Source organism: Acinetobacter sp. YH12151 (assembly GCF_013418355.1).
GTDB lineage: Bacteria > Pseudomonadota > Gammaproteobacteria > Pseudomonadales > Moraxellaceae > Acinetobacter > Acinetobacter pseudolwoffii.
Genome location: NZ_VPCG01000003.1, coordinates 1 through 17,046 on the forward strand (window position 1 = coordinate 1; position 17,046 = coordinate 17,046).

The following is a 17,046-nucleotide window of genomic DNA, read 5'->3' on the forward strand; positions in this document are numbered from 1 at the left end:
ACCATTTTTAAGAATAATGGACGAGGAACGCCAACAAGTCGTTTAAATTCCCCATCATTAAATCTAGTTAAATTTTCATATTTCATGGGACTAGTATAAACAATTTTTTACTTTCGCAAGAGGTCTATTCATGAATAAAAATGGGCAGATCATTGGGCAGGCGCGATGAGATCAACTGGTTATTATCATTCACCAGTTCTACATCATAATAGGTTCCACCCGCATGCTGTACGCGACTCGCATGCGCCCGGATACTGGTAATAATCCGATTTTTCAGCACATCTGCTTCACACAGTAATAAGGATGCATCACATAAACTGAAAATAGCTTTTTTGGCCTGATTGAAGGCATGGATGAACTGTAGCACCCGAACATCGGTAGAGAGAGAAACCGCAGATTCGCCCCCTGGAATCAGCAAGGCATCAAAGTCATCAATACTGATTTGTTCGATGCCACGGTCGATGGTCACGGAAGAACAGCCATGCAGCCCATAGACCACTTTGCCTGCGTTAAGTTCGATATTGCAGACGCTATGATGGGCAGCCAGCAAGGCAGCCACTGGCTCTAGGTATTCTTGGTCTTCAAAATTATTTGTTATAAGTACTGCTATTCTTTTTGGCATGATTGATCCCCCCAACTCATGATTTAAATTAGACTAGCTGTTAAAGGTTGAAAAAACGTCTCTACTTTGTAACAGAGTAGTAATTTCATGTAAAAAATTTAGGAAAATCAATATTAAATAAGAGAGATGAGCGTGAGGAGCGTGCATTTTATTGTGAAAGATATCTCAGATTTTAATAGGTCAAAAAAGACAAGTACAAAGCTATTATTTTAATTTTCTTATGCTTAAAACCGCTATATAGATTAAGAAATAGTGATATTTCATATTCATTAAAATCAGTTAAGATGGACAGGCTAAGTTTACAATTTGATAATGTAAATCAAGCCAAAATGCTGAACTAAATGTTACCAGATATGACTAAAAGCGATGAGTGGTTAAAACCAACTGTCTGTTTTTAAGACTTAATCTAGCAATGTCATATTGCGTAACATTTTAAAGCTCACTATTGTTATACTGAACAGATAAGGTTTATGAAGGGCGACATAACAATGATCAACGACGATCAAAACACCACGACTTCTCTTGATTTGGCAAAAATTCGTGAGGATATCGATTCTGTTGATCAGCAAATCCAGCAATTGATTAACCGCCGGGCACGTTTGGCTGAAGCAGTTGCAAAAGCAAAGTTTGCTTCAGAAGAAAGTCCGCTGTTTTACCGCCCAGAACGTGAAGCACAGGTGTTGCGCAATGTCATGGAGCGTAATGAAGGGCCATTGTCCGACACCACCATGGCACGTCTGTTCCGTGAAATCATGTCCGCTTGTCTTGCGCTTGAAGCTCCGCAAAGTATTGCGTTTCTAGGGCCAGTCGGAACCTATACCCATTCTGCGGTACTCAAGCACTTTGGTCATGATGCGGTGGTTCGACCTTTACCGACAATTGATGAAGTCTTCCGTGAAGTCGAGGCGGGCAGTGCCCATTATGGTTTGGTGCCGGTGGAAAATTCCTCTGAAGGTGTAGTCAATCATACCCTGGACTGTTTTAAAACCTCGAACCTGAATGTGATTGGCGAAGTTGAATTACCGATTCATCATCAATTTCTGATTTCTGAAAATACCCGTAAAGACAGTATTAAACAGATTTATGCACATCAGCAGACCTTGGCGCAATGTCGTAAATGGTTAGACGCGCATTATCCGGGTGTAGAACGTGTGGCTTTAAGTTCTAATGCTGAGGCTGCGCGCCGTATTCAAAATGAATGGCATTCTGCTGCGATTGCTTCTGAAATTGCATCGAGTATTTATAATCTTGAAATTATGCATGGCAATATTGAGGACAATCCGGAAAATACCACACGTTTCTTGGTGATTGGCCGTGAAAAAGTGCCTCAAAGTGGCAATGATAAAACCTCATTACTGATTTCTGCACATGACCGTGCTGGTGCATTGCTGGAAATTCTGGCGCCATTTGCCAAGCACAATATCAGCTTGACCAGTATTGAAACGCGTCCAGCACTTCCGGAAAAATGGGCTTATGTGTTCTTCATTGATCTTGAAGGTCATATTGAGCAGGAACATGTCAAAGCCGCAATTGCAGAAATTCGTCCTTTGGTGAAAGAAGTTCGCGTGCTTGGTTCATATCCTGCCGCTGTACTTTAAGTCAGCTATGCGTGGTCAGGGCGAGGGTGCTGACCACTGTTTTATACCTAAAATTGGAAGTCTAAAATGTCGTTTGTTCCAGCCAATTCAGGCATCTCAAAATTAAAGCCATATCAGCCAGGTAAACCGATCAGTGAACTTGAGCGTGAGTTGGGTCTTACCGATATCGTCAAACTGGCATCCAATGAAAACCCGCTGGGTTGTTCAGATAAAGTCAAAGAAGCAGTCGCTGCGGAAATTGCTGAAATTGGCCGTTATCCAGATGGAGGTGGCTTTATCCTGAAAGATCAGATTAAAATCCAGTTTGGTTTTAATCATGATCAGATTACGCTGGGCAATGGTTCAAATGACTTGCTGGAAATGTTTGCCCGTGCCTTCGTTTCTTCAAGCGATTCTGTGGTATATAGCCAGCACGCATTTGCGGTTTATGCACTGGTCACTCAAGCCATTAATGCACAAGCGATTGAAGTACCTGCCAAAGGTTTTTCACATGACCTTGAAGCGATGGCAGCAGCAATTCAGGACAATACCAAACTCGTCTTCATTGCCAATCCGAACAACCCGACCGGAACCTGGTTCGAAGAAGCTGAATTTGAAGCTTTCATGCAAAAAGTCCCTGCAAATGTAATTGTGGTGCTAGACGAAGCGTATGTGGAATATTTCCCGGAAAATTTCAATAGCCTGAAATTCCTGCAACAATATCCAAATCTGATTGTCAGCCGTACTTTATCGAAGTGCTATGGTCTGGCTGCACTGCGTGTCGGTTTTGCCTTGGCATCGGTTGAAGTGACCGATTATTTAAACCGTATTCGTCAGCCATTTAACGTCAATCATTTGGCCATGGTCGCTGCGGTGGCTGCACTGAAAGATGAAGACTTTATCGCGCGTTCTCGCGAAGTAAATAAAGCCGGTATGGCTCAACTTGAAGCAGGTTTTAAGGCTTTGGGTCTGAACTATGTGCCTTCTCGTGCTAACTTTATTCTGGTTGATGTACAGGCAGACCCAGCAGCAACCTTCAACGGTTTGCTGAAACAAGGGGTGATTGTACGTCCGGTCGGTATTTCCAGCCACATTCGTGTATCGATTGGTACTGAAGCAGAAAACGCGAAATTCTTAAGCGCGCTTGCTACAGTATTGGGTTTAGAGGCAAAAGCTTAATTCATGTCGCAGCCATTGTTTGAAAAAGTTGCATTTATCGGGCTTGGACTGATTGGTTCAAGCCTGGCGCGTGTCATTCAAGCCGAGCACTTGGCCAATGACATTGTGGCATCGACACGTTCGTCCAAGACTTTGGAAGATGCCAAGGCACTTGGTCTGATTTCTGCAGGCTATGCCGATCCTGTAGATGCAGTCAAAGGTGCAGATCTGATTGTTCTGGCTTTGCCGGTACGTGCCACACAAAAAGTACTTGAGCTGATTCAGCCGTATTTGACGGAAAATGTCATTATTACTGATGTGGGAAGTACCAAAGGTAATGTGGTCGATGCGGCTAAAGCGGTCTTTGGTGACCAGCTTCCAGCAGGTTTTGTGCCGGGTCATCCGATTGCAGGTGCAGAGCATACCGGTGTACATGCAGGAAAAGTCGATCTATTTGCCAATCACAAGGTAATTTTGACGCCACTGCCAAGCAGTAGCGATTGGGCCGTGGAGAAGCTGATTCAACTGTGGCAAGCGGCCAAAGCCGAAGTGATTTGCATGGATGTGGACAAGCACGATGAAGTGCTGGCACATACCAGTCATCTTCCGCATTTAATGGCATTTAATCTGGTCGAACAACTGGCCAAACGTGAAGACAACTTAGACATATTTCGTTATGCTGCCGGTGGCTTCCGTGATTTCTCGCGGATTGCCGCCAGTGATCCACAAATGTGGCATGACATCTTTTTTGCCAACAAAAAAGCAGTTCTGAATGCCGTAGATGGCTTTGAACAGCAGCTCGCGATGATTCGCAAATTGATCGAAGATGAAGATTCCCAAGCATTGATGGGCTTATTGGGTCATGCGCAGGCAGCTCGCCAGCATTTCAACCATATGCTCGCCAAGAAACCTTTCATGGAGAAAAATAAAGTGACACAACAATTTACCATTCAGCCGGGTGCCAAGACATTTCAAGGTAAATTTACCGTGCCAGGTGACAAATCTGTGTCACATCGCTCGATCATGTTTGGTGCCATCGCTGAAGGTACAACACATGTGACTGGTTTCCTTGAAGGTGAAGATGCACTGGCAACTTTGCAGGCTTTTCGTGATATGGGCGTCAGCATCGAAGGCCCTAAAAATGGTGAAGTCACCATTCATGGCGTCGGTATGCATGGTCTTAAAGCGCCACAGTCTGCCATTTATATGGGCAACTCAGGTACTTCAATGCGTTTGCTGTCCGGTATGCTGGCAGCGCAGAAATTTGATTCAGTGATGACCGGTGATGCATCCCTATCTAAACGCCCAATGGAACGTATTGCCAAGCCTTTACGTGAAATGGGTGCACTGATTCAGACCACGGGTGAACGTGGAACTCCGCCTGTCTCGATTACAGGCAACCAGCAACTACAAGGCATTCAGTACGATTTGCCAATGGCATCAGCGCAGGTAAAATCAGGTATTTTGCTGGCGGGCCTATGGGCAAATGGCGAAACCGCAGTGACTGAACCTGAACCAACCCGTGACCATACTGAGCGTATGTTGCGTGCATTTGGTTATGAGGTGAAAACCGAAGGCAATCGTATTTCATTACAAGGTGGTGGAAAGCTGGTCGGAACCAATATTCAGGTGCCATCTGATATTTCTTCTGCGGCCTTCTTTATGGTCGGCGCTGCGATTACTGAAAATTCGGATGTGACCTTAGAGGCTGTGGGTATCAACCCGACCCGTACTGGCGTGATCGAAATCCTGAAACAGATGGGTGCGGACATTACCGTTGAAAATGAACGCATTGCTGGCGGTGAACCGATTGCAGATATCCGTATTCGTGGTACGCGTACGCTTAAAGGCATTCATATGCCTGAAGATCAGGTGCCATTGGCGATTGATGAATTCCCGGCGCTGTTTATTGCTGCTGCCTGTGCCGAAGGTCAGACGATTTTGACCGGTGCTGCCGAGCTTCGCGTAAAAGAATCGGACCGTATTCAGGTGATGGCAGATGGCCTGCAAACCATGGGCATTGACTGTACCCCAACTGAAGATGGCATTATTATCGAAGGGAAGGGCAAATCAGGTGACTGGTCGCCAATCTTCACCGGTGGTGAAATTGAATCACATCATGATCATCGCATTGCAATGAGTTTTTCGATTGCCGGTTTACGTAATTCGGAGCAGATCAAGATTATCGGTACGGAAACGGTAGCCACCAGTTTCCCGACCTTTACAGAACTGACCTCAATTGCAGGTTTGCCTATTCAAGTTTCAGAATAATTTTTAAAATTATGTGAAACAGCCAAGCTTTTGCTTGGCTGTTTTGTTTATATTGCTTATGCTAAACCCATACAAGAAAAAAGCCATTAGGATGTAGCGATGCGAAAATTAAAATTCATGGCCAATACACAAAGCCAGCAACCCCGGGATGGTCAGGAAACCCAGGAATATGTAGCGCATTTTCTTGCCGAAACATTAGGTAAACATGGCTTTCAGACCTTAAGTCAAAGTGGTGCTCAGGTTGCCGTGAGCGTGGATGAACATGCTTTGCCCTTATCTGTGAGTTGTGAAACCAGAGATGAGCAGGGGCATCTGGTCTGTGAAATTGCCTCATATCCTGAAGAAGAACAAGATTGGCTCGATCGTATTACCGAACGAAGTCTGCTCAATCAGCTTGCACAAGCAGTAGAAAGCTCGCTAAAAGAGCAGGAAAGCTTTAGCGAGTTTGAATGGAAGAACTAATTCATAACTCCACTATAATTTGATCTCAACGCCAAAGTGAGTGTCTGATACTCAGCTAGTTTCGTGCATCAGATGCATGAGAAGCTTATGCCGCGATTATCCCAAGTTTGACGCGTTTTATGACATGGGGTCTGCCAGAATCTGAACAAGCATTTGCAACAATATGGCAAAAATGGCTAGAGAATATGGCAGCTCATGAAGAATATGTGTTTTTGACAGCCATGCGGAAAGTCTAAATTTATGGGGCTTTGTGGTTTAGATCGTTTAAAGGATGAAGTGCCATAGCTTGGAATTTGGATCAAGGAAAGCCCACATGGTCATAAATATGGTTGTGAAACGGTTGATGCTCTGGTTGGTTATGCCCTTGATGACTTAAATCGTCAGCGATTAATTTATCCTGTAGCCGAAGAAAATTGAGCGAGCCGAAAAGTCGTTGAACGTTTGGGTGGAAAGATTGTTGATATAGTACAACAAGCTAAATGTCGGGCAGTGATTTATCACTTAGCTGAAAAACTGCTGTGAAAAGCATAAAAAACCCATCATCTGATGGGTTGTATTATCTAGCCAAGCGCTAAGTAGCGAGTCATTGCAATCCGCAATTGCTTTAAATAGCCGGTAAAGAAATGATTGGCACCAGGCAATACGGTCACTAAATGACGCTGTGGTTTTGCCCATTCAATCATATCCGACAGCAGGGTTACTTCATCACCCTCACCATGAATGAACAGAATATCACCTTTAATTGCTGGCGTAACATAATGGCGAATACCGGCAACGGTTGCAGTTGGCAGGCCACATAAAATAGTTTGTTTGGGTTGCAGTTCTACAGGTAAGGCTGCATAGCTCTTTGCCATGACATGCGCACCAAAACTAAAACCGCCCGCATAAAAAGACAGCCCAATATGCTGACTGCGAGCAAACCGAATGATTTCTAATACATCATCCGTCTCACCGAAGCCCTCGTCGTGTATACCTTCACTTTGACCAGAACCGCGAAAACTCGGACGATACACAACACAGCCACGTTCCATATACATTTGTGCCAATAGAACGGGAACCTTGTGCTGGGGCGTACCACCTTGCAAGGGATGGGGGTGACAAACTACCGCGAATCCTTTCACTTCACCCTGAGGATAATCCACAAAAACTTCAATCTGACCCGCAGGTCCTTGAAGGAAAATTTGCTCGGACATATAAATACCGATGATTAACAGGAGAATCGCGCATTTTAACGATTATGGTGAATAAAAACATGAATTGGAATTAAAATAAGCAGACTGATATAGTTTGATTAATCATTTTTTGACCAGGTTGCCATGCTCGCTTTAATTTCTCCAGCCAAAACGCTCGATTACGATACCCCATTACCGACTGACCAATTTACTCAAGCCAGATTATTAGAACATTCGCAGGATTTGATCAAAGCTTGTCGCACACTTTCTGCAACAGAAATTTCCAGTTTGATGAGTGTCAGTGAAAAAATTGCCAATTTAAATACAGCACGTTTCCAGGACTGGCAACCAGATTTTAATTTAGCCAATGCACGTCAGGCTATTTTTGCCTTTAAAGGAGATGTCTATACCGGTCTGGATGCTTATAGCTTAAAGCAGGAAGATCTGCACTTTGCACAACAGCATTTGCGTATGTTGTCTGGCTTATATGGGCTTTTGCGTCCCTTGGATCTGATGATGCCCTATCGTCTGGAAATGGGAACCAAATTGGCCAATTCTCGCGGGCATAACTTATACGACTTCTGGGCACATCACATCACTGATCTGATCAATCAAGATTTAGCCGCAGCCCAGTCTGAGATCTTGGTGAATATTGCTTCTGATGAATATTATAAATCGGTGAACGAGCGCAAAATTCAGGCAGAGATTATCAAGCCAGTATTTCTGGATCAGAAAAATGGCAAATATAAAGTGATTAGTTTCTATGCTAAAAAAGCACGTGGTTTGATGGCACGTTTTATTGTTGAAAATAGAATTGAACGTGCCGAAGAACTCAAAGCATTCAATACCGATGGCTATTATTTTGATGCCGATAGTTCACTTAAAGGTGAATTGGTATTTAAACGTGATGAACAAATCAGTGCATAAATAACGTTATTCCGCTACCGCATAGAATAATTGGTTTCTAGGCGGTATTGGGAGCTATGAGTATTGAAATGTTATTTATCCAGCTTTAATCGTTTTTTAAATATTGAGTGTCACGGGGAGTTGATTGGCTGCACTTCGGTACAAATGTGGTTTTTAGCGTCTTTCGCAAATTTTAAGTTAGATAAAAAATTAGAATTATCGCTGAACTCATTGAAATAATGCGTAAAATCTCATTTATCGAGTTGTTTTTTACAGAAAATTGAAACTGATATTTCTGGGAAAAGCTGAATAAAATAGCTCAAGTTAATATATTTTAAATCAGGGGATTTTCATTAATTTATATATTTTTCTTTCCAATAGAAATTTTTATTTAAACAAATAAGTATTTAATATTCAAATATTTAATTTATTAACTTTGGGGAGTATTTAGCGCAAGAGATTTTTGAGAAAGAATGAAAAATTAATTAAGTAATAATAAATAAAGCGATAGAAAAATATCGCTAAACGGTTCAAGAAGTGCATTCTATCGGGTTAAATGTAAAGTAAGTCACAAGTTTATTAGGTTTTTTGTTAGCATAATTGCACAGTGTTACAAAGCAGAATAATAAAAATGAAAATACATGCTATTCCTGTTTTTGTGTTAATGGTCAGCGTATTAGGATTCTGCGTGCATAAACAGGCAGAAATCAGAAAATACGAAAAAATCCGTCATGTCTTGAATGAAGCGCGTGACTCCAGCAAATTGTTAGACTCTAATCGGCATCGACATTAACACATGCATCAATTTTCTTTTTTTCAATTTAGCGTAATTAATAAAATTAACTCAATAATAAATATAATAAAATATTAAAAATATTCGAATTAAATAGATTGATTTTAAATAAAGTATAAAATCAAAGAAGCAATCAGAAATCAATGTGTTATAATTTGCCACCTATAAAGATGAAGCAAACTTCATCTTTCTAAGCATTTGATTTATATCATTAAATAGAGCTGCATAAAAGTTATGCAGCTTTTTTGTTTAGATTTTTTGGGGTTTTTATAGCATAGCCCTGGGGCTGTAAGCTGTTCAAACATTTGAACCCGTCAAATGGCTATACTGGCATATTCGTTGCTAACACATCCTCAAAATAAATGAATTTTTTGTGAAATTTCATTTATTTGACGGCGTGCTTGAAGCATAAAGTTTACTCAATAGGGGCTAGGTCATGACGACTCCTAATCCATCTTCAGAAAATATGCTTGAACGTCTGTTTAAACTGAGTGAAAACAAAACCAGTTTCCGTACAGAAGTTCTGGCTGGTGTAACTACATTCTTAACCATGTGTTACATCATTATTGTCAATCCAATGATCTTGTCCGAAACTGGGATGGATCATGGGGCTGTCTTTGTAGCAACCTGTCTTGCAGCTGCGATTGGCTGTTTAGTCATGGGCCTGATTGCGAATTATCCAATTGCGCTGGCGCCAGGCATGGGCTTAAATGCCTTCTTTACCTATTCTGTATGTCTGGGAATGGGGGTGCCTTGGCAAACCGCCTTGGGTGCAGTTTTTGTTTCAGGTCTGGTCTTTATTGCCATTAGCCTGTTTAAAATACGTGAAGCCATTGTCAATGCAATTCCAATGTCGCTCAAGCTCGCGATTGGTGGTGGTATTGGCTTGTTCCTGGCATTGGTGGCACTGAAAAATGCCGGAATTATTGTGGATAATCCAGCCACACTGGTGGGCTTGGGTGATCTGAAACAACCTTCTGTATTATTAGCACTTTTTGGCTTTTTGTTGGTTGTGGTAATGCACCAGTTTAAAGTCCGTGGTGCGATTATCATCAGTATTCTGGTGGTGACTGCCATTGCAACGGCACTAGGTTATAACGAATTCCAAGGTGTAGTGGGTCATATTCCATCGCTGGCTCCAACATTCATGCAAATGGATTTTGAAGGCCTCTTTACTGCCAGTTTAATTGGGGTGATTTTTGTTTTCTTCCTGGTCGATCTGTTTGACTCTACCGGGACGTTGGTCGGTGTTTCGCATCGTGCAGGTCTGTTAAAAGACGGGAAATTACCACGTTTGAAGAAAGCCTTATTTGCTGACTCATCAGCGATTGTTGCTGGTGCGGCACTGGGTACTTCTTCAACTACGCCTTATATTGAATCTTCTGCGGGTGTGGCAGCAGGTGGTCGTACCGGTCTAACCGCCGTGGTGGTTGGATTACTATTTATTGCCTGTTTATTCCTGGCACCGCTTGCACAATCAGTTCCGAGTTTTGCCACTGCGCCAGCATTGTTATTTGTTGGTGTGTTGATGATTCAGGGTATCGTCCATATTGACTGGGAAGATATTACTGAGGCAGTACCGGCATTTTTAACCATCGTATTTATGCCATTTACCTATTCGATTGCGGATGGTATTGCGATGGGCTTTATCAGCTATGCACTGATCAAGTTGTTGACTGGTAAGGCTGCGACTGTACCGTATATGGTCTGGATTATTGCTGTTCTATGGACGCTTAAATTCGCACTGTTTGGTGGCTAATTTTTCTACATTCAGAAAGGGTGTAAACTGAGTTTGCGCCCTTTTTTATTATTTAAAGGTTTCACGAGGAGAAGTGATGAACCGTCTTGAGTTGATTCGCGCTTTGCCAAAAGCCGAGCTTCATGTTCATATTGAAGGCACTTTTGAGCCTGAGCTAATGTTTGCAATCGCTCAGCGTAATCAGATTGCCATCCCGTATAAATCTGTCGAGGAAGTTAAGCAGGCTTATAATTTCCATAATCTTCAGTCCTTCCTGGATATTTATTATGCCGGGGCCAATGTACTGATCCATGAACAGGACTTTTATGACCTGGCTTGGGCCTATTTTGAAAAATGTGCCGAAGACAATGTGGTGCATACAGAAATGTTCTTCGATCCGCAAACGCATACCGACCGTGGAATTGCTTTTGCGACCGTCATCAATGGCCTGCAAAAAGCCTGCGATGATGCCAAGGCCAAGCTTGGAATCAGCTCACATTTGATCATGTGTTTCCTGCGTCATTTAAGTGAAGAGGCGGCCTTTGAAACGCTGGAGCAGGCATTGCCCTATAAAGACCAGATTATTGCGATTGGTCTGGATTCAAGTGAAGTCGGGCATCCACCTTCTAAATTTGAACGTGTCTTTGCCAAAGCGCGTGAAGTAGGGTTTTTGGTCGTAGCACATGCGGGCGAAGAAGGCCCGGCAGAATATGTCTGGGAAGCTCTGGATTTACTGAAAGTTAATCGTATTGATCATGGGGTGCGTTCAGAAGAAGATTCTGAGTTAATGCAACGGTTGATTCGCGAAAAAATGCCCTTAACGGTGTGCCCGCTGTCAAATCTGAAGCTTTGTGTGGTCGAGGATATGCAGCAGCATAATATCCGTCGTCTCTTGCAGCAGGGTGTCCATGTTACAGTCAACTCAGATGATCCATCCTATTTTGGTGGCTATATGAATGACAACTTTATTGCCATTGCTGAAGCGCTAGACTTGAGTAACGAGGAATTAAAGCAGTTGGCAACGCACTCCTTTGAAGCGTCGTTTATTCCAGAGGCTGAAAAAGAGAAATGGATCAACCAGATCCGTGCCTTGATTTAAGTTTTTACAAAAGGCAGAGTTCGCTCTGCCTTTATCATTTTTATAGGCCAATATGAAATTGAAAAGTTTAATTCTGCTCCTCAGCATATTGTTGATTTCTGCCTGTTCTAGTGCGGATATGACATTGACACAACGTACTTTAAAACCTTTGATTGAATATCAATGCAGTAAAGAGCTGCAAAATTCCAAAGTTTGGAAAGTTTCGACCTACTTAATGCAGGACACCAGTAAAGTTGAACTTGAGAAAAATGTGTGTTCATGTGTAGGTGAGCATGCGTTAAAAGATGTGCCTGCCAAAACTTTGTTAAAAGCCACAGTTGATGAAGCAGCCAAAAAAGAACTGACGCAAAAAGCGATTGCAAACAGTCTCAGAAGTTGTCTCAAGGAATTTATTTAATGAAACAGCCTGCAAGCACAGACTGGGAACATTATTTAGCCCATATTAATGGTCTAACTATTTATCCTGTTGGGTCATACTTTTTAATACATGATCTTTATCGATAAAATGATGTTTAAAGGCTGCGGCAATATGGCCAACCAGTAGAATGCCGACTGCCCAGGAAAGCCAGATATGCAAGGGCTTAACAATAGCGGTCACAGCCGAGTTTTCGGCAATGAGGGGTGGCAGGTTAAATAAATACAGCACCGGTGCTGGATAACCCAAACTCCAACTATACAAACAACCTGTAAGGGGTAGGGCAATCAGCATGAAATACAGCGCCAGATGACCAGCATGTGCCAACGTTTTCATCCGCGGTGACATACTCTCAGGCAGTGACGGCGCCGGATGGGTATAGCGCCAGAAAATTCGAACAACGAGCAGGAAAATAATGGTGGTTGCAATATTTTTATGCAGTGAAATCACATCACCCTTAAAGCTGCCATCAACCTCATAACTTAAAAAATTACCACTATAAAAACCGATGAGCCAGGCCGCACTAAAAATAACCGCCATGATCCAATGCAGCCATTGCGCTGTTCGTGTGTAATACAGTGATTTATTCATCTAGATATTCCGTTGCTCTTCAATAAGGCCGAACCTTAGCAAAGGGTGAATCAATTCAGCAATTCCAAATCTGCAACGCTATGGTGGCTTTCATGCAACATCTATTAAATTGGTTGGCTGTAGATTAAACATGCTTAGTGATTTTTAGATTTCGCAGATTCAAATCTCAAGTGCGACACATTTGTAGTTAGTTGAAAAAGTTAGGTGTATTCGTAGAATCATTGGACTTTTTCAACTCGCAATTGGAAAGCACACAATGAAGAAATACACCCAACTTTCTCAAGATGAAAGATACGAAATTTATGCTACTTTGAAAAGTAAAAGTTCAATCGCTAGCCTTGCTCGGGAGTTAGGGCGTTCACGATCAACCATCTACCGTGAATTAAAAAGAAATACTGGGCAACGTGGATATAGAGCTCAACAGGCAGCGAAATTTGCAAGTCAAAGACGGTACCGTCCTTCATCACCCATGACAGCATTTGCCTTCGCTTATATTGATTACTTGATTGGCTTGGACTGGTCACCAGAACAAATTTTAGGCGCTTTAACACAACGCGGTTGGCTGGATGTACCTTCACATGAGTGGATTTACCAGTACATTTATGAAGATAAATCAAAAGGCGGTAAACTCCACCTACATTTAAGGCATCAGAAGAAATATCGAAAACGAGGTTACAAAAACACGGATCGTAGGGGGCAAATCATTGATAAAACAAGTATTCATTGCCGAGACCAGGTCATTGATCAACGACAACGTTTAGGAGATTTCGAAGGTGACACTGTAATTGGTAAACATCATAAAGGTGCTTTATTAACTCTCGTTGATCGAAAGAGCCTGTACGTACATATTGTTCATTTAGGGCCAACGAGAGCATCCTCTCAAACGATTACTTGTGCATTAGATCGTTTACGGATGAGCCATGCTTATAGTGTTACTTTTGATAATGGTAAGGAATTTGCCGAACACAAAAGAATCACTGATGCTGGCATAGATACGTATTTTGCTGATCCTTACAAGTCTATTCAACGAGCAAGGAATGAAAATACGAATGGTTTAATCCGGCAATATCTGCCAAAATCATCATCGTTTGATGACGTGTCAAACGAACAAATAGAGCAGATAGAATTTGCACTCAACCATCGTCCTAGAAAAACACTAGGTTGGTATACGCCTAGTGAAGTTATGGCTGGTTTTTATACTGTTGCACTTGCCGCTTGAATCCGCCTTTCTTATTCAGGTGAATTTCGGCACAATAGCGACAGTCTTCATCTATGAATGAATAAGGAATATATCTGTGAAAAAATTATTGGCTGTACTTGCACCACTGACTCTGGTTTTATCAGCGTGTACAGCGACAGGCACTTCTGAGGCGCCAAGTACCACTCAACAACTGGGCGGCACTGCGCTTAAAATCGCGATCAATGCAAAATGCACCACTGAACTGAATAATATTCTAGCGTGGCAAACGGCAACACGTTTAATGACCACAACACAAAAGCAAAATATCCAGTCTGAAATTTGTGGCTGTGTCAGCGAAAAAGCACCGCAAAATGTGACAGCGGTTGATTTGGCGACTGCTGCGATTGATCCGGTGGCACGTACCACAATCGTGGGCAATGTGGTTGCAAAAACCATTAACGCTTGTGTGGCTGAAGCTGTAAACTAAGCCAAGATTAAATTGAAATAGGCTGACAGGTTCAGCCTATTTTTTATGGGAAATGACATGAAAATTGCTGGTGTAGATGAAGCAGGGCGTGGACCGCTGGTCGGTTCAGTGGTGGCGGCCGCGGTAATTTTAGATCCAAATAACCCGATTGAAGGTTTAAATGACTCTAAAAAACTGACTGAAAAGAAACGTGAAAAACTTTTTATCGAAATTCAGGAAAAAGCGCTGGCTTGGGCAATTGCTGAGGCGTCAGCAGCAGAAATTGATGAGCATAATATTCTGCAGGCATCCTTACTGGCAATGCGCCGTGCTGTAGAAGCTTTAGCGATTCAACCTGAGCATGTGCTGGTCGATGGCAATAAAGTCCCTCAGGGGCTAACGATGAGCTGTGACGCGATCATTGGTGGCGATGCTTTGCATGCAGAAATTTCTGCTGCTAGTATTCTGGCCAAAGTTACCCGTGATCATCAAATGATTGAGATGGATCTAAAGCATCCACAATTTGGTTTTGCCAAGCACAAGGGCTATCCAACCAAAGCACATTTTGAAGCGATTGCCTTGCATGGGGTGATTGATGAGCACCGTCGTAGTTTTGGGCCGGTAAAAAAGGTAGTTGCAGCATTGCTGGAACAGCAGGGCGCAGAACTTTAATTCTTATTTAATTTAAAGGTTCTGAATATTGAAATGTGTATTCATTAAAGTATAGATCAATTAAAAGCGGCTTCAAAGCCGCTTTATGATTTACACAAAAATTAACGGTTAAAGTTATTTTGTGTTTGGTTTTCATCTTCATACGAAGGTTGGAAATCCTGATCGATATGCTGAAGATGTTCATGCATTGCACGTTCATGCTGGATACGCTGGTAAATCTCTTCACGGTGCACAGAGACTTCTTTCGGAGCATTGACCCCAATACGAACCTGATTACCTTTTACACCAAGCACAGTCACGCTGACTTGGTCTCCAATCATTAAAGTTTCCCCGACACGTCGAGTCAAAATCAGCATGTTTCTCTCCTTGCAAAATGCAAAACCTGCAATCTATTGAATATAAAACAAAAACACAACCAAAAATTAAAAAATAAAATCTGGATAGAAATTCTGTCATCTGGGTGAAAGATTTTAATCTATCTCAGTTTTTTAAAAATCCTCAGGCTTAATATAACAGAGCCACTATAAAAAAAACTATAGTGGCTCTGAATTTTTGTAGAGATTTATAGAATACTGTCAAACAATGACAATATTTTGTCATTCCTCTTAAGCGCGTACGCTTGATTCACCTTGTTCGCGGTCTAGACCGAAGGCGGTATGCAGTGAACGAACTGCAAGTTCCAGATAGTTTTCTTCAATAATCACTGAAATTTTGATTTCAGAAGTAGAGATCATCAGGATGTTAATACCTTCAGCTGCCAGTGCGGTAAACATTTTGCTTGCAACACCTGCATGTGAACGCATGCCTACACCGACGATAGAAACTTTGACGATATCTGAACGGGTAGCGACTTCACGTGCACCAATTTCCTGAGCGGTTGCTTCGAGAATGGCTTTGGCCTTGTTCAATTCGCTGCGGTTGACTGTAAAAGTAAAATCAGTCGTACCATCTTCTTCAACGTTCTGGATAATCATATCCACTTCAACATTGGCATCACCAATCGGGCACAAAATTTTAGAGGCGATGCCCGGTTCATCAGGTACACCTAAAATCGTTAATTTTGCTTCGTCACGGTTAAATGCGATACCGGAGATAATTGGCTGTTCCATATTGTCTTCCAATTCAGTCGTAATAAGTGTACCCACGTTTTGCTTAAATTCTTCGTCGAATGCGCCATCATTGTCATTGTCGAAGCTGGATAATACGCGTAAAGGTACTTGATATTTACCGGCAAATTCAACTGCACGAATTTGCAGGACTTTTGAACCCAGTGACGCCATTTCAAGCATTTCTTCAAAGGAAATACGGTCAACTTTCTTGGCTTTGGGTGCAACACGTGGATCAGTGGTATATACGCCATCAACGTCTGTATAAATCTGGCATTCATCGGCTTTTAGTGCAGCAGCAATCGCGACACCTGAAGTATCAGAACCGCCGCGGCCTAAAGTGGTGGTATTGCCATGCTCGTCAAAACCCTGGAAACCTGCAACTACAAGTACACGGCCAGCATCCAGATTCGAGTTCAGGACTTCAGTATCAATTGATTCGATACGTGCCTTATTGAATGAGCTGTCGGTTTTCATGCCAACCTGGCGACCTGTTAGTGATTTTGCTTCAACGCCAATAGAGTTGAGCGCCATCGCTAACATAGAAATCGTAACCTGCTCACCCGTAGAGACCATCTGGTCTAGTTCACGTGGGTCAGGGGTTTCGGTAATGGCTTTCGCGAGAGCAAGCAGACGATTGGTTTCGCCACTCATCGCTGATACAACCACAACCACCTTGTGGCCATGGTCATGCCAGCGTTTCACACGACGAGCAACATTTAAAATGCGCTCGGGAGTACCCATAGAGGTACCGCCATATTTTTGAACGATTAGTGCCATAGTTGTTCCATATAAGCCATGACCCTGATAGTCCTATC

18 protein-coding genes and 1 pseudogene are annotated in these 17,046 nt (G+C 42.5%); 13 read left to right on the plus strand and 6 right to left on the minus strand.

Features of this window, described 5'->3' with window-relative positions:
- Positions 1-86: pseudogene (locus FTU82_RS01815) on the minus strand (IS5/IS1182 family transposase); the annotation flags it as partial.
- Positions 87-124: 38 nt separating this feature from the next.
- Positions 125-622, minus strand: a complete 498-nt coding sequence (locus tag FTU82_RS01820; RefSeq protein WP_180085434.1) for a DJ-1/PfpI family protein — start codon at positions 620-622, stop codon at positions 125-127.
- 488 nt (positions 623-1,110) lie between these two features.
- Between FTU82_RS01820 and pheA the strand changes: the two genes are divergently transcribed.
- The 5 genes from pheA (at position 1,111) to FTU82_RS16365 (ending at position 6,507) form a co-directional block, all read left to right on the plus strand.
- Positions 1,111-2,220, plus strand: coding sequence for a prephenate dehydratase (pheA, locus tag FTU82_RS01825; RefSeq protein WP_005097461.1), 1,110 nt, complete (start codon positions 1,111-1,113; stop codon positions 2,218-2,220).
- Between the two features lie 66 nt (positions 2,221-2,286).
- The gene (gene hisC, locus FTU82_RS01830; protein WP_180085436.1) at positions 2,287-3,378 is read left to right on the plus strand and encodes a histidinol-phosphate transaminase; all 1,092 of its coding nucleotides are present in this window, start codon (positions 2,287-2,289) and stop codon (positions 3,376-3,378) included.
- Positions 3,379-3,381: 3 nt separating this feature from the next.
- The gene (locus tag FTU82_RS01835; RefSeq protein WP_180085438.1) at positions 3,382-5,628 is read left to right on the plus strand and encodes a bifunctional prephenate dehydrogenase/3-phosphoshikimate 1-carboxyvinyltransferase; all 2,247 of its coding nucleotides are present in this window, start codon (positions 3,382-3,384) and stop codon (positions 5,626-5,628) included.
- Between the two features lie 99 nt (positions 5,629-5,727).
- Positions 5,728-6,090, plus strand: coding sequence for a hypothetical protein (locus FTU82_RS01840; protein WP_159516052.1), 363 nt, complete (start codon positions 5,728-5,730; stop codon positions 6,088-6,090).
- A gap of 297 nt (positions 6,091-6,387) precedes the next feature.
- Positions 6,388-6,507: a hypothetical protein gene (locus FTU82_RS16365; protein ID WP_373685565.1), complete on the plus strand. Its 120-nt coding sequence runs from the start codon at positions 6,388-6,390 to the stop codon at positions 6,505-6,507.
- A gap of 143 nt (positions 6,508-6,650) precedes the next feature.
- Here FTU82_RS16365 and FTU82_RS01845 read toward each other — a convergent pair whose 3' ends face one another.
- Positions 6,651-7,283: an alpha/beta hydrolase gene (locus tag FTU82_RS01845; RefSeq protein WP_005097454.1), complete on the minus strand. Its 633-nt coding sequence runs from the start codon at positions 7,281-7,283 to the stop codon at positions 6,651-6,653.
- A 123-nt stretch (positions 7,284-7,406) separates the two neighbouring features.
- Between FTU82_RS01845 and yaaA the strand changes: the two genes are divergently transcribed.
- The 5 genes from yaaA to FTU82_RS01870 all read left to right on the plus strand — a co-directional run bounded on the left by yaaA (position 7,407) and on the right by FTU82_RS01870 (position 12,195).
- Positions 7,407-8,189, plus strand: a complete 783-nt coding sequence (gene yaaA, locus FTU82_RS01850; RefSeq protein WP_005097452.1) for a peroxide stress protein YaaA — start codon at positions 7,407-7,409, stop codon at positions 8,187-8,189.
- A gap of 610 nt (positions 8,190-8,799) precedes the next feature.
- Complete coding sequence (locus FTU82_RS01855; RefSeq protein ID WP_005097451.1) at positions 8,800-8,961, plus strand: hypothetical protein; 162 nt, start codon at positions 8,800-8,802, stop codon at positions 8,959-8,961.
- A 436-nt stretch (positions 8,962-9,397) separates the two neighbouring features.
- Positions 9,398-10,720: an NCS2 family permease gene (locus tag FTU82_RS01860; RefSeq protein ID WP_005097450.1), complete on the plus strand. Its 1,323-nt coding sequence runs from the start codon at positions 9,398-9,400 to the stop codon at positions 10,718-10,720.
- 76 nt (positions 10,721-10,796) lie between these two features.
- Positions 10,797-11,798, plus strand: coding sequence for an adenosine deaminase (locus FTU82_RS01865; RefSeq protein WP_074383304.1), 1,002 nt, complete (start codon positions 10,797-10,799; stop codon positions 11,796-11,798).
- Between the two features lie 52 nt (positions 11,799-11,850).
- Complete coding sequence (locus FTU82_RS01870; protein ID WP_074383303.1) at positions 11,851-12,195, plus strand: hypothetical protein; 345 nt, start codon at positions 11,851-11,853, stop codon at positions 12,193-12,195.
- A 57-nt stretch (positions 12,196-12,252) separates the two neighbouring features.
- Here FTU82_RS01870 and FTU82_RS01875 read toward each other — a convergent pair whose 3' ends face one another.
- Positions 12,253-12,804, minus strand: a complete 552-nt coding sequence (locus tag FTU82_RS01875; RefSeq protein WP_180085442.1) for a cytochrome b — start codon at positions 12,802-12,804, stop codon at positions 12,253-12,255.
- 256 nt (positions 12,805-13,060) lie between these two features.
- Between FTU82_RS01875 and FTU82_RS01880 the strand changes: the two genes are divergently transcribed.
- The 3 genes from FTU82_RS01880 (at position 13,061) to rnhB (ending at position 15,122) form a co-directional block, all read left to right on the plus strand.
- A complete protein-coding gene (locus tag FTU82_RS01880) occupies positions 13,061-14,023 on the plus strand; it encodes an IS30 family transposase (protein ID WP_005095842.1) in 963 nt (320 codons plus the stop codon).
- Between the two features lie 76 nt (positions 14,024-14,099).
- On the plus strand, positions 14,100-14,471 hold the full coding sequence (locus FTU82_RS01885; RefSeq protein ID WP_100329010.1) for a hypothetical protein: 372 nt from the start codon (positions 14,100-14,102) through the stop codon (positions 14,469-14,471).
- 57 nt (positions 14,472-14,528) lie between these two features.
- Positions 14,529-15,122 carry a ribonuclease HII gene (gene rnhB / locus FTU82_RS01890; protein ID WP_005170243.1) on the plus strand — a complete coding sequence of 198 codons (594 nt, stop codon included), beginning with the start codon at positions 14,529-14,531 and terminating at the stop codon, positions 15,120-15,122.
- Positions 15,123-15,223: 101 nt separating this feature from the next.
- Here the strand turns inward: rnhB and csrA are convergent, their stop codons facing one another.
- The gene (gene csrA / locus FTU82_RS01895) at positions 15,224-15,478 is read right to left on the minus strand and encodes a carbon storage regulator CsrA (RefSeq protein ID WP_005097444.1); all 255 of its coding nucleotides are present in this window, start codon (positions 15,476-15,478) and stop codon (positions 15,224-15,226) included.
- 249 nt (positions 15,479-15,727) lie between these two features.
- Positions 15,728-17,008, minus strand: coding sequence for an aspartate kinase (locus FTU82_RS01900; RefSeq protein ID WP_005097443.1), 1,281 nt, complete (start codon positions 17,006-17,008; stop codon positions 15,728-15,730).
- Positions 17,009-17,046 lie beyond the last annotated feature (38 nt).

Bases quoted from the DNA above. Each gene is read 5' to 3' on its own strand.
- FTU82_RS01845 (WP_005097454.1), bottom strand. From the start codon at position 7,283: ATGTCCGAGCAAATTTTCCTTCAAGGACCTGCGGGTCAGATTGAAGTT.
- FTU82_RS01875 (WP_180085442.1), bottom strand. From the start codon at position 12,804: ATGAATAAATCACTGTATTACACACGAACAGCGCAATGGCTGCATTGG.
- FTU82_RS01865 (WP_074383304.1), top strand. From the start codon at position 10,797: ATGAACCGTCTTGAGTTGATTCGCGCTTTGCCAAAAGCCGAGCTTCAT.
- FTU82_RS01840 (WP_159516052.1), top strand. From the start codon at position 5,728: ATGCGAAAATTAAAATTCATGGCCAATACACAAAGCCAGCAACCCCGG.
- csrA (WP_005097444.1), bottom strand. From the start codon at position 15,478: ATGCTGATTTTGACTCGACGTGTCGGGGAAACTTTAATGATTGGAGAC.
- FTU82_RS01855 (WP_005097451.1), top strand. From the start codon at position 8,800: ATGAAAATACATGCTATTCCTGTTTTTGTGTTAATGGTCAGCGTATTA.
- FTU82_RS01880 (WP_005095842.1), top strand. From the start codon at position 13,061: ATGAAGAAATACACCCAACTTTCTCAAGATGAAAGATACGAAATTTAT.
- FTU82_RS01835 (WP_180085438.1), top strand. From the start codon at position 3,382: ATGTCGCAGCCATTGTTTGAAAAAGTTGCATTTATCGGGCTTGGACTG.
- hisC (WP_180085436.1), top strand. From the start codon at position 2,287: ATGTCGTTTGTTCCAGCCAATTCAGGCATCTCAAAATTAAAGCCATAT.
- FTU82_RS01820 (WP_180085434.1), bottom strand. From the start codon at position 622: ATGCCAAAAAGAATAGCAGTACTTATAACAAATAATTTTGAAGACCAA.
- rnhB (WP_005170243.1), top strand. From the start codon at position 14,529: ATGAAAATTGCTGGTGTAGATGAAGCAGGGCGTGGACCGCTGGTCGGT.
- yaaA (WP_005097452.1), top strand. From the start codon at position 7,407: ATGCTCGCTTTAATTTCTCCAGCCAAAACGCTCGATTACGATACCCCA.
- FTU82_RS01870 (WP_074383303.1), top strand. From the start codon at position 11,851: ATGAAATTGAAAAGTTTAATTCTGCTCCTCAGCATATTGTTGATTTCT.
- FTU82_RS01860 (WP_005097450.1), top strand. From the start codon at position 9,398: ATGACGACTCCTAATCCATCTTCAGAAAATATGCTTGAACGTCTGTTT.
- pheA (WP_005097461.1), top strand. From the start codon at position 1,111: ATGATCAACGACGATCAAAACACCACGACTTCTCTTGATTTGGCAAAA.
- FTU82_RS01900 (WP_005097443.1), bottom strand. From the start codon at position 17,008: ATGGCACTAATCGTTCAAAAATATGGCGGTACCTCTATGGGTACTCCC.